The 12,104-nt window shown below is 65.3% G+C and carries 10 protein-coding genes and 1 pseudogene; 3 read left to right on the forward strand and 8 right to left on the reverse strand.

Annotated elements, in window-relative coordinates; genetic code table 11:
* Positions 1-95 precede the first annotated feature (95 nt).
* Together A9975_RS17215 and A9975_RS17220 are read right to left on the reverse strand one after the other, a co-directional pair.
* Positions 96-815 (reverse strand): dienelactone hydrolase family protein, encoded by a 720-nt coding sequence (locus tag A9975_RS17215; RefSeq protein WP_043357103.1) that lies wholly within the window; start codon positions 813-815, stop codon positions 96-98.
* Between the two features lie 143 nt (positions 816-958).
* On the reverse strand, positions 959-1,693 hold the full coding sequence (locus A9975_RS17220; protein WP_183033901.1) for a DNA/RNA non-specific endonuclease: 735 nt from the start codon (positions 1,691-1,693) through the stop codon (positions 959-961).
* A gap of 22 nt (positions 1,694-1,715) precedes the next feature.
* Here A9975_RS17220 and A9975_RS17225 point away from each other — a divergent pair, with 22 nt between their 5' ends.
* Positions 1,716-2,909 (forward strand): LysR family transcriptional regulator, encoded by a 1,194-nt coding sequence (locus tag A9975_RS17225; protein WP_370564843.1) that lies wholly within the window; start codon positions 1,716-1,718, stop codon positions 2,907-2,909.
* Between the two features lie 223 nt (positions 2,910-3,132).
* The gene (locus A9975_RS17230; protein WP_183033902.1) at positions 3,133-3,876 is read left to right on the forward strand and encodes an SDR family oxidoreductase; all 744 of its coding nucleotides are present in this window, start codon (positions 3,133-3,135) and stop codon (positions 3,874-3,876) included.
* 33 nt (positions 3,877-3,909) lie between these two features.
* Here A9975_RS17230 and A9975_RS17235 read toward each other — a convergent pair whose 3' ends face one another.
* The 3 genes and pseudogenes from A9975_RS17235 to A9975_RS38125 all read right to left on the reverse strand — a co-directional run.
* Positions 3,910-4,161: a hypothetical protein gene (locus A9975_RS17235; protein WP_006163098.1), complete on the reverse strand. Its 252-nt coding sequence runs from the start codon at positions 4,159-4,161 to the stop codon at positions 3,910-3,912.
* Positions 4,162-4,554: 393 nt separating this feature from the next.
* A complete protein-coding gene (locus A9975_RS17240) occupies positions 4,555-5,559 on the reverse strand; it encodes a tripartite tricarboxylate transporter substrate binding protein (RefSeq protein ID WP_254615486.1) in 1,005 nt (334 codons plus the stop codon).
* Positions 5,560-5,880: 321 nt separating this feature from the next.
* Positions 5,881-6,168 (reverse strand): annotated as a pseudogene (locus tag A9975_RS38125) (amidase family protein); the annotation flags it as partial.
* Between the two features lie 32 nt (positions 6,169-6,200).
* Here A9975_RS38125 and A9975_RS17250 point away from each other — a divergent pair.
* Complete coding sequence (locus A9975_RS17250) at positions 6,201-6,407, forward strand: dodecin (RefSeq protein ID WP_183033903.1); 207 nt, start codon at positions 6,201-6,203, stop codon at positions 6,405-6,407.
* Here A9975_RS17250 and A9975_RS17255 read toward each other — a convergent pair.
* The 3 genes from A9975_RS17255 to A9975_RS17265 form a co-directional block, all read right to left on the reverse strand.
* Entirely contained in the window at positions 6,376-7,182 is an 807-nt protein-coding gene (locus tag A9975_RS17255) for a tetratricopeptide repeat protein (RefSeq protein ID WP_255503282.1), read from the reverse strand. The two genes, A9975_RS17250 and A9975_RS17255, sit on opposite strands and share 32 nt — an antisense overlap.
* A gap of 116 nt (positions 7,183-7,298) precedes the next feature.
* Positions 7,299-9,512, reverse strand: a complete 2,214-nt coding sequence (locus tag A9975_RS17260) for a TonB-dependent siderophore receptor (RefSeq protein ID WP_220810802.1) — start codon at positions 9,510-9,512, stop codon at positions 7,299-7,301.
* Positions 9,513-9,769: 257 nt separating this feature from the next.
* Positions 9,770-12,058: a TonB-dependent siderophore receptor gene (locus tag A9975_RS17265; protein WP_183033905.1), complete on the reverse strand. Its 2,289-nt coding sequence runs from the start codon at positions 12,056-12,058 to the stop codon at positions 9,770-9,772.
* Positions 12,059-12,104: the final 46 nt, after the last annotated feature.

The following is a 12,104-nucleotide window of genomic DNA, read 5'->3' on the forward strand; positions in this document are numbered from 1 at the left end:
GGGGCGGGACGGCACAGGCGCAAGCCGCCCTGGCGAGGGGGAAGGCGAGAGACGCCGGGCAGGACGCCCGGCGCAAGGGGAAGATAAAGCGAGGCTCAGGCGGACAGCGCGCCAGCCAGGAAGGTCAGGGCTCGGCCGTGGGCCAGCGCGGCGGACGGCTGATGATACGAGCCGCGCGCCCAGCAGTTGAAGCCGTGATCGGCCTGCGCATAGACGTGGATTTCCGCCTGGCGATTGCCGGCCACGGCCGCGCGCACCTTCTCGACGGCGTCAGCCGGGATATGCGCATCGAGCGCGCCGTAGTGGAACTGGACCGGCACCTTGATACTGGCGGCTTCCTGCAGATTGTTCTGGATGCCGCCGCCATAGTAAGGAACCGCCGCATCGACCAGGCCGCGCGCGGCGCTCAGGTAGGCCATCAGGCCACCGAAGCAGTAGCCCACTGCCGCAATCTTTGCACCCGCGCCGAGCTGGCCGCGCAGCGCCTTGGCGGTGGCGGCGATGTCTTTCACCGCCAGCTCCACATCCACCTTCTGGCGCAACTCCATCGCGCGCGCCATGTCCGCGCCCGCATAGCCGAGCTCCACGCGCGGCGCCAGGCGCCAGAACACGTCCGGCGCCAGCACCACGTAGCCGTCGAGGGCGTACTGGTCCGCTACCGCGCGGATATGTTCATTGACGCCGAAGATTTCCTGCACCAGCACGATGCCCGGTGCATTGGCCGCCTTGCCCGTGGGCGGCAGGGCCAGGTAGGCATCGAAGGCGCCGCCTTCGGTTTCAACGCGGATCCATTGGCTGTTGCTGTGGTTAGGCATGCTTGCTCCATTGACACTCAGTGACGTTGATCGGCAGGACAGAAATCCGGCGAACCGCAAGTGTGCCACTGTCCGGGCAGACGTGCCGGGCGTGCCGCAACCCGTCACACCGCCCGTCATGCAGCATGCGGGCGCCCGGTTCGTCAGCTTGCCGGCTGAACGCCAGGCAGGAACTCGATGCCGGTGCGCTTGACCAGCTCGCCATAGGAGATCGGCTTGCCCGGCCGGGCGGCGTCGGAGTTTTCGATCCAGTGCGCCCAGGCACGGTTGGTCGACGGATCGTAGACGAGCTTGTAGAGATACGTGGGGACCCAGACCTTGCCGCTGCCGATGGTGCGAACGCTGCCATCGAAGACCGGACCCGTGATGACATAGACATCGCCCGCCGCGCGCATGGCGTACTTGCGCGTGGCCTTTTCGATGGAGGCCCATGCCTTGCGGTTGTTCTGGCTGTATTGCGGCACCACGTTGGCGAGCGTGAACGATTGCGACATGGCTTGCGCGGTCGGCTGGTCGGCGGCAGGCGACATATGGCCGCGGTCGATGCCTTCATTGCCCTTGTAATCGTCCAGCTCCGCTCGCTCGGCGCGGGGCAGGCGCGCATCGGAAAAGAAGCGATTCGTTCGCGTCTCATCCCTGGCATCGATCAGTTGCGCGCGCGACAGGCGCTCGGCCACGTACAGCGGGGTCTTGCTGCGACCCGAGTGCATGACTGCAAAGGCGTCATAGCAAAGCGGGCGCAGCTTAAGCTCGGCCGAGCTCGGCGCCTTGGGGGCCGCGCTTTGCGCGAAGAATTGAGGACATTGGGCAAAGCTACCGGAAGCGCTGGCCACGCCAGATGCCAGGCACAGCGCCACCGAGACAAAAAACGTCTTCATGCGAGAAAGGAATCCTTACAGCTTGCAGATTGAAGAGACGGCAAAAACCGGCAAAGGCCCGAAAAAAACCCTGAAAAAGCCGGCGAGCGCCGTCAGAGGACATTGCCCCGTCGCGCAGGATGGCGGAGGCTGCGCGCGGGAGCCGGGCATTCTGCCAGACAGAAGCGCGATGCGGAACGAGCGAGGCGCAACCTACATAGACCAGGGCGGCAATGAGACGGTTCTCATTCAATGCTGCGGCGGCTCCTATAATCGCGCTTTTGCATCATCACCCACACCTGCGTTTTTTACGGCGCACACCACCATGCTCAACCGGCTGGAAATGCTGAGGATCTTCTGCGCGGCAGCGGAGTCGGCTTCGTTCAAGGCGGCCGCGACGCGGCTGGGCACGTCGCCGCAAACCGTCACCCGCGCGGTCAAGGACCTTGAGGAAGCCGTGGGCGAGCCGCTGTTCCACCGCAACACCCGCCAGATCCGCATCACCGCCGCCGGCGAGCGCCTGGCCGAGCGCGCCCGCGCGGCGCTGGTGGATGTCGACAGCCTGTTCGCGCATCCGGCCAGCCGCTCGGACACGGAGCTCAAGGGCGTCGTGCGCATTACCGCGCCGAGCACGCTTGGGCGGCAGCATCTGCTGGTGGCGCTGCGGGAGGTAGCGCTGGCGCATCCGGGCATCACGCTCGACATCCGGCTCTCGGACCAGGTCGCCGATGTGGTCGACGACGAGATCGACATCGGCCTGCGCCTCGGCATGTTTCGCGACCAGCGGCTGGTGGCACGCATGACGACGCGGGTGGGCTTCCATGTCGTGGGCACGCCGGAACTGGTGGCGCGCGTGGGCAAGCCGGCCGATCTGGCCCAACTTGCCGCGCTGCCCACCACAGGCCTGATCGACCGCAGCAGCGGTCGTGCCTGGCCGTGGTATTTCGCCCAGGGCGAGCAGTTCAACCCGCGCGCGCCAGCGTTTCTCACCGACGACCCGGAGACCGAAATGGAGGCGATCCTCTCCGGGCTCGCCTACGGGCAGTTGCCTGACTATCTCGCGCAGCCCCATCTGCGCTCGGGCCGCCTCGTCAGCGTGCTGGAGCGCTTCGCGCCCGCCCCGTGGGGTTTGTACATCTACCGCTCGCGCCGTAGCCCGGTGCCGATGCGAATCCGGCTGGTGTTCGACGCGCTGGTGGCTTACTTCGGCGACAAGGACGCAGTGCCGGCGCGCTGAGCGCGCTTCCCGCTTCCCGCTTCCCGCTGGCTTGAACGAGTGGACGGTGGGTTGCCTGCCGCCGGGCGGGGTTAGCCGTTAGTTGTTAGCTGTTAGTTGTTAGCCGATAAATTCCAAAAAATGGAATACTGAAATCAAAACGTTTCCATTTTGATTGATCGTCGCCGCCCAGATAATCACTCCCACCCGCAGGCAGCGCGCCTGCAGTTCTCCGGAGTGAACAATGAGCACGAACATCGCAAGCAAGGTTATCGTCATCACCGGCGCCAGCAGCGGGCTGGGCGAAGCCACCGCACGTCACCTGGGCGCGGCGGGCGCCTCGCTGGTGCTGGCCGCGCGTCGCGGCGACCGCCTGGCAACCCTGGCGGCCGAGATCCGCGCCAAGGGAGGCAAGGTGGAAGTGGTGGTAGCCGACGTAAGCCGGCGCGCCGATGTCGAGGCCCTGGTGCAAAAGGCCGTGGCCAGCTTTGGCCGCATCGACGTCATGATCAACAACGCGGGCCTCATGGCCATCGCCCCCCTGAGCGAGGCCAAGGTCGAGGAATGGGAGCGCATGATCGACATCAACATCAAGGGCGTGCTGTATGGCATCGCCGCCGCGCTGCCGGTGTTCCAGAAGCAGGGCACGGGGCACTTCATCAATATTGCCTCGGTCGCGGGCGTAAAGGTGTTCAGCCCGGGCGGCACGGTGTACAGCGGCACCAAGTTCGCGGTGCGCGCCATTTCCGAAGGCCTGCGGCATGAAACCGGCGGCGCGATCCGCACCACGGTGATTTCTCCGGGGGCGGTCGATTCGGAACTTAAGCTGGGCAGCTCTCACGCGGAGAGCGCCAAGGTGGTGGGCGAGTTCTATCAGCAAGCCATCCCGGCCGATTCGGTGGCGCGCGCCATCGCCTACGCCATCGAGCAGCCGGCCGACGTGGACATCAACGAGATTGTGCTGCGCCCGACTGTGCAGGAATTCTGAGCATTGCGGGCAACAAAGCTGCATCCCTGTGGATCAGGCCGCGCGCGGCGTCTTTCGGCTACGCATGGCCGAGGGGCGCACCTGCTGCAGGGTGCGCAGGCTCTGGATGGCATCTTCGATCGCCTCGATGCCTTGGGTGAGGCGGTCGCGCGCCTGGCCCAGCGCGGTCTGGGTCTCGGCATCGAAGATCGCCAGGTGATCAAGCGAATCGACCTCGGCCTGCAACTGGCCGACGAGCCGTCGCAACTGCGCGGTGCTGTGTGAGGCGGTGGAACGGATTGCCATTGCGGTCTCCGGAAAGGCAGGGCGCACACTCGTAAGGTAGAACGTATGCACCGGAAAGGACAAACACTTTCTCGGCGCATACGATCGTTTTACGCGTCAAGGCAACAGTCCGCCAACACGCACCCAGGACAGCGCAAACAACGGCAAGGCGCACACACCAAGCGCGCCGTTGCGATGGCATGATCCTTACCAGTTTGCGTGGCGTTCTTCCTGGCGTTCATTAGAAGCGGTTTCAAAATGAAGCGAAGCGGTTCTGGCCCGGCGCGCTGCCGCGGACAGTACAAGTGGTACGGCCAAGGCCGCGCAACGACGGCAGAATCTTTTTGAAATGGCCTCTTCGCGAGCGGGCGGCCTCGCATGGTGCCATGCGAGGCCGATACCGCCGGATAGCGATCAATCGGCGTGGATGTTCGCCGCTTGCGCGATCTTGCGCAGGCGCGCGATCTCGCTGGTGACGCGCGCGCGGTATTCGCCGGCGCTGCCGTACTCGGGCTCGAAGCCGTTGGCGGTCATGCTCTGCTGCAGCGCGGGATCCTTCATCATGCTGGCAATGGCGGCGTCCAGCGTCTGGCGCACCGGCGCGGGAATGCCCTTGGGCGCGACGATGGCAAACCAGGTGCTAAGCGACACGCCGGGATAGCCGCTTTCGATCGCCGTGGGCACCTGGGGCAACAGCATCGAGCGCGTGGCGCTGGTGACGGCGATGGCCTTGACCTTGCCACCCTTGATTTGCGGCGCGGCTGCCACCACGGTATCGACCGACAGCGGGATCTGGTTGCCGATCAGGTCGGCCATGGCGGGCGCGCTGCCTTTGTACGGTACGTGCAGCAAGCCCATGCCGGTCGCCGCGTTGATCATCTCGCCCGCGAAGTGCGCGGTGGTGCCCGCGCCATAGGAGCCGTAGGACATGCCGCCCGGCGTGGCCTTGGCCTCGGCCACCAGTTGCTTAAGCGTGTCCGCCTTGACCGCCGGATTGGCCAGCAGCACCAGCGCGGTGGAGCCGACCATGCCGAGCGGCTCGAAGCTCTTGAGCGAGTCGTAGGGCAGGCGCGAGTACGTGACCGGATTCACGGTGAACGTGGTGGCGGCGCTGAGCAGCAGGGTATAGCCGTCAGGCGTGGCTTTCGCCACATAGTCGGCGCCGACGATCGTGCCCGCACCGGCCTTGTTCTCCACCACCACGGATTGCCGCAGCACTTCGCCCAGCTTGCGCGCCACCAGGCGGGCCAGCACATCCGTGGAGCCGCCCGGGGGAAACGGCACTACCAGCTTGACAGGCTTGTCCGGGTACGTCTGGGCCAGCGCCGGCCCGGCAGCCGCCAGCGCCGCGCAGGCGGCGGCACCCCCCATGATGCATCGGGCCACGGCGCTGGTCTTGTCCAGCGTCCATCTTGTCATATGCGTTGCAAGCATCGGTGTTTCCCCTTGTGTTGCGATCAATGTGGCCGATGTTGTCGAAATGGTCAATGTGGGCCGCAGCGCGGACCCTGGCCGGCGCCGCCGTGGCGGCTTACAACGCCGGGCGGATGCGCCCTGAGGGGGTGGCCTGCTCGAACAGTTGCGCGAAGGCCAGCAGCGCGCGCTCGCCGCGCCGTAGCTGGTGGCGAACGCCAGCGCGCGCAGCACCTCGAAGGCGTGGTCGGCCCCGATGAAATCCGGCTCCGCCTCATCCACCGTGCAGCCTAGCGCCTGGCACTCGCGAATCGCCTCCTGCAGCGTGTGCGAGCCCGCGCCGAACTCCGGCAGGTTGGTCTTGCCCAACATGATGGCGCCCGCTGCCCGCTGGCGCGCCACCACGGCACTGTCCTGCGCGGGCACGCAATCCCGGTACACGGCGGAGCCAGAGGTAGTGCGCACCCTCGCGCTCAGAAAGGAATCCTTGTATTGGATGCGCACGATATGCGCGTCAATCACTTGTCGGCGAGTAACCGCGCTTTGGATTTGCCGTGCCCGCTGCCTATGATGGAGAGATGTATCCGGAGCACCAAGCTGGCGGGTGCGGATCATAGCCAGCGGCCATCGCGCCAAGGAGGGCGGACATGTCAAACCACACCTACAAACTGGTCGAGATCGTAGGCTCGTCGCCGGACGGCTGCGACGCGGCGATCCGTAGCGCCATCGAGAAGGCGAGCGAGACCATCCAGCATATCGACTGGTTCGAAGTGGTTGAGACACGCGGGCACATCGCGGACGGCAAGGTCGCGCACTTCCAGGTCACGCTGAAGATTGGGTTTCGCGTGAGCTGAGTTGCGCGGCATCGTCCGCGTGGCGATACAACTGGTTCAGCGCCGCGTCGGGCGCGTCGCGCAGGAAGGCGAGCATCTTGTCGATGAATGGCGCATTGGCGGTGCGCGGCACTTGCCGCACCCGGCGGATGGCCTCCTGTTCCTGGCCGCATAGCGCCAGCGCGCGGGCGTAGTTGAACTGGCCGCGAAAATCGCCGCCTTCGGCGGCGCGGCGGTAGTAGTCCATTGCCACGGCCGCGTTGCGTTCTACTTCCCAGCCGTCCTCGTAGAAGCCGCCCACGATATTGAGCGACTTGGCGTGCCCCATATCGGCGGCCCGCATATACCAGTCGAGCGCTTGCGAGCGGCTGGCGGCAATGCCGCGGCCAAGCACCAGCGCGGTTGCCAGGTTGTACATGCCCCAGTCGGAGCCGCGCTGCGCCGCGAGCGTGTACCACTGCGCTGCCGCGTGATCGTCCTGCGGCGTGCCCCAGGCGTTTTCGTAGCAACGGCCGGTCATGTTAGAGGCCCCGGCATGACCGGCGTGCGCGGCGTGCTTGAACCATGCGAAGGCGCGGCCTTCGTCGCGCTCGACGCCGTGGCCTGCGAGAAACCACTGGCCGAGAATCATCTGCGCTTCGAGGTTGCCTTGCACGGCGGCGCCGCCCAGCCAGGGCAGCGCCAGGTGTGGCGGCTCGCGCAGCTTGTCGGCCAGGCCGTTGGGGCCAAGCTGATCAAGCTCTCCCGGAGAGGCGATGCGCGAAGGGAGTGTGGCCAGTGTGTCCGGTGTTTCCATACGGGGCGATAAAGTGAAAACGGCACACCGTGCCGCAAGGGTGGTGTGCCGTGTGCGGGCTGGGCGGTCAGCAAGACCGCCCGGCAGCGCAGGGTTTGCCGAGCGCTTGCCGCCGCTTAATAGCGCACGTTGAGGCTCAGGACGCCGGAGCGTCCGGGAGCGATCGATGCGTAGTGGCTGGCGTAGGCCTGGTTGTAATAGACCTTGTCGGCCAGGTTGAACACATTGAGCTGCACCGTCACGTTCTTGTTGATGCGATACGAGGCCATCGCATCAAAGCGCCAGTACGAGGGCACCCACTTGTTGGTGGCTTCGCTGCCCCACACCTTGGAGACGTAGTACGCACCGCCGCCGACCGTGAGGTTGGGGATGATCTGATACGTGCTCCACACGCTGAAGCTGTCCGCCGGCGTGTTGGGGAAGGACTGGCCGTCGGTGGCGCCGAAAGCAACGCCGGTACCGCCGTTCTTGCGCAGCTCGCTCTTCAGGTGCGTATAGCCGCCGAACACGGCCCACTTGTCGGTCACGTTGCCGGAGAAGCCGAGTTCCACGCCATCCACCCGCTTGTCGCCGCCCATTACGGCGGTGCCGTCCTGCTGCGTGATGCGCGCATTGGTGGTTTCCACGCGGAAGATCGCAGCAGTCAAAGCGAGGCGCTTGCGCAGCACGTCCCACTTGGTGCCGATTTCGAAGGCGCGGTTCTTTTCCGGGGCGAGCTGGTCGCCGCGGTTGCCGGCGCGGTCCGGCGCCAGTGCGTTACCGTCGCTGCCCTGCGCCAGGAAGGAGCCGGCCGGGGTCGACGAGGTGCCGTAGGAGACGTAGAAGCTGGCGTTGTCCACCGGCTTGTACACCACGCCCAACTGGTAGTTGAACAGGTTGTCGTCACGTGAGTACTCGGCGCGGGTGCCATTGGCGGCGCGGGCGGCCTGGAACTCGGTGCTGTAGCGGTCAAAGCGCACGCCGGCATTGAGCAGCCACTGCTTGTTCAGCTCGATCGAGTCGAAGGCGTAGACCGAGCTGGTGTTGGTCTTCGAGTTGGTCGGGTTGTTCACGCGGCTGATGGCACCCGCCCATGGGTCGTTGGGGTTCGGGTTGTACAGCGTGGTGCAGTTGTAGCCGCCGGCAGCGCCCGGGCCGCTCGGGCAGCGGTTGCTGCCGGTCGCGACGTTGTAGCTGTCGTTCTCGCTCTTCTCTTGCGCGAACTCCACGCCGAAGGCGTACTTGTGCTTGATCGTGCCGGTGGCGAACTCACCCGACAGGTCGGTCTGGTTGGCAATGGTATTGGCGGTGGCCACACGCGTATTGGTGCGGCGCCAGATCATGCCGTAGTACAGATTGCCCTGGCTGTCGTCCGGCTGGGTCCAGATGTAGTCCTGGCTGGTCTTGGCAATACGCGTCTGGTTGCGGAACTTGAGCGCGGGGCTGAAATCGTGCTCGAAGCGGATGGTGCCCATATCGGCCTTGTCCTTGCGGAAGTCGCGATCGGACAAGCCGTAATAGGTGTTGCGCGGCACGTTCACCGGCGAGCCGTCGCCGGCAACGCTCAAGCGCGGGCGGCCGTCGGTGCGGCGATTGAAGGTGGGGTTGTTGTACGGGATGCCGGTGTCGGGGATATCGTCCGACTGCATGTGGTAGTAGGACAGCGTCAGGCGCGTGTCGGTACCCAGGCCGAAGGCCACGGAGGGTGCAAAGCCCCAGCGATTCTGGTGCGTGGTATCGCGCCCGGCGACGCCGGCATCGTGATACATGGCGTTCAGGCGGAACGCCGCGTGGTCCGCGAACTTCCAGTTGCCGTCGACCGTGGCGCGCTTGTAGTCCGCATTGCCGACGCCGATGTTGCCTTCGGCGAAGCTGGTCAGCTTGGGCGCCTTGCTGACGATATTGATGCTGCCGCCGGCCGAGCCGCGGCCGTCGTAGGCGCCGGCCGGGCCCTTGGTGACCTCGACGGATTCGACGTTGAACAACTCGCGGCTTTGCGAGCCGATGTCGCGGAAGCCATCCAGGAAGGTGCTGGCCTGCGCATCGTAGCCACGGATAAAGGGCCGGTCGCCAACCGGGTTGCCGCCTTCGCCGGCGCCGAAGGAGATGCCGGGTACCGTACGCAGCACATCGCTCAGGCTGGTCGAGCCGGTGCTCTGGATCACTTCCTGCGGAATGATGGTGATCGACTTGGGTGTGTCGAGCAGGGCGGCGGGTGTCTTGATCGACGATGCAGTGTCCGCCTTGAAGCCGCTTTCGTTGGCGCCACTGACGGTTACCGCGGGCAATTCCACGGCGGCAACGGTCGTGCCGGCCGATTGGGCAGCCACCGGCGCGGCTGCTACCGCCATGCCAACGGCACCGGAAAGGCGCGGGATGACGTTATGTTTCTTGTTCTTCCGGACGACAAAAGCGGTCTGCACGAATTTCCCCGATTGCTTGAATGATGTTGCGAATGAGAGGAATTATCATTTGTGTTTCATATGTCAGTCAAGACATACATCCATAGCGGCTGTAGCGAAAACGTTACATTTTGGGATTGGCGGCATGGGAATACATGCCGTGGCATGTGCGGCTCCCGCGTGCCACGGCGGTGACCAACCTCGGCTCAGTAGCGCAGGTTGACGTTGAAAACGGCGGCGCGCCCGGGCGCAATCGATGCGTAGTGCGCCGGGTAGGCCTGGTTGTAATAGACCTTGTCGGCGAGGTTCATCACGTTGAGCTGCAGCGTCACGTTCTTGTTCAACTGGTAGGCCGCCATGGCGTCGAAGCGCCAGTAGGACGGCACCCAGTTGTTGCGGGCCTCGCTGCCCCACACCTTGGAGACGTAGTAAGCGCCGCCACCCACCGTGAGGTTGGGGAGGAACTGGTAGGTGCTCCACAGGCTGAAGCTATCCGACGGCGTGTTGGGGAATGCGTGGCCGTTGGACGCACCGAAGGCCGCGCCGGATCCGCCGTTGTTGCGCAGTTCGCTCTTCAGGTGGGTGTAGCCGCCGAAGACAGCCCACTGGTCCGTCACGTTGCCGGAGAAGCCGAGCTCGATGCCGTCCACACGCTTGTTGCCTGCCATGGCCGCGAGGCCGTCTTCCAGGATGATGCGCGCATTGGTGGTTTCCACGCGGAAGATGGCGGCCGTCAGGGCCAGGCGCTTGCGCAGCACGTCCCACTTGGTGCCGAGCTCGATGCTGCGGTTCTTTTCCGGGGACAACGCGGAGCCCGCGCTGGTCGGCGCGATCCCGCTCGGCTCGCTGCCCTGGCCGACCACGGCGCCGGCTGGCGTGGACGAGGTGCCGTAGGACAAGTAGACACTGGCGTTTTCCACCGGCTTGTAGACCACGCCGACCTGATAGTTCAAGAGATTGTCGTCACGCGTGTGCGTGCTGCGCGGGCCGGCGCCACCGTTGGCGCGGGCGGTCTGCACTTCGCCGTGGTAGCGGTCGAAGCGCAATCCCGCATTCAACATCCACCGCTTGCCAAGCTCGATCGAGTCGAAGGCATAGACCGATGCGGTCGTGGCCGTGTGATTGGTCGCGTTGTAGTTGCGGGCGACGCGGCCGTTCCACGGGTCATGCGGGTTGGGGTTGTACAGCGTGGTGCAGTTGTAGCCGCTGGTCGCGCCCGGGCCGCTTGGGCAGCGGTTGTTGCCGGTGGCGACCGTGTAGCCGTCGTTCTCGCTTTTCTCGCGAGAGAATTCCACGCCGAACGCGTACTTGTGCTTGATGGCCCCGGTGAGGAATTCGCCCGACAAGTCGGTCTGGTTGGCCTGCGTAGTGGAAATGCCATGGCGCTGGTTGGTCCGGCGCCAGACCATGTCGTAGTAGATGTTGCCATTGAAGCTGCCGTCCGGACGCGTCCACAGGTAGTCCTGCTTGGTGCGCCCGATGCGCGTCTGGTTACGGAACTTGAGCGCCGGACTGAAATCGTGCTCGAAGCGGATGGTGGCGACATCGGCGCTGTCTTTGCGGAAATCGCGGTCGACCAGGCCGTAGTAGGTGTTGCGCGGCAGCTTGAGCGGCGAGCCGTCGCCGGGCAGCCGTGTACGCGTCCGGCCATCGGTGCGCGGGACGAAGTTCGGGTTGTTGTAGGGCATGCCGGTGTCGGGCAGCCCATTGGTCTCCATGTGGTAATAGGACAGCGTCAGCCGGGTCGGGCCACCAAGGCCAAGGGCGACGGACGGGGCAAAGCCCCAGCGCTCTTGATGCGTGCTGTCGCGGCCGGGCACGCCTGCATCCTGGAACATGGCGTTGACGCGCGCCGCGGCGTGGCCGCTGAACTGCCAGTTGGCGTCGGCGGTGCCGCGCTTGTAGCTGGCATTGCCCACGCCGAGATTGCCTTCGGCGAAGCTGCCCAGTTTGGGCGACTTGCTGACGATGTTGATGCTGCCGCCCGCCGAGCCGCGTCCGTCGTAGGCGCCGGCCGGCCCTTTGGTGACCTCCACCGACTCGACGTTGAACATCTCGCGTGATTGCGCGCCGATGTCGCGCATGCCATCCAGGAAGGTGCTGGCCTGCGCATCGTAGCCACGGATAAACGGACGGTCGCCAACCGGGTTGCCGCCTTCGCCCGCGCCAAATGCAATGCCGGGCACGGTGCGCAGCGCCTCGGTGAGGCTGGTGGAGGCGGTGCTCTGGATCAGTTCCTGCGGGATCACCGTGATGGACCTCGGCGTATCCAGCAAGGCGCCAGGCGTCTTGACCGAGGAGGTGTTGTCGGTCTTGAACGGATTCGGGGCCGAGCCGCTGACGATGACTGCGGGCAGTTCCGCCGCCGCTACCCTGGTGCTTCCCGCGGTTTGGGCAGCCGCTGGCGTGGCCGCGATGGCCACGCCAACGGCGCCTGTCAGGTGCGGGATGGCGCTGAGCTTCTTCTTGGTCCTGATGACGAGGGCGCTTTGCATGATTCTCCGACTGCTGCGGTTGACAATGAATGCAAACAAGTATCAT

This window comes from Cupriavidus sp. UME77 (assembly GCF_014170355.1).
Lineage (GTDB): Bacteria > Pseudomonadota > Gammaproteobacteria > Burkholderiales > Burkholderiaceae > Cupriavidus > Cupriavidus basilensis.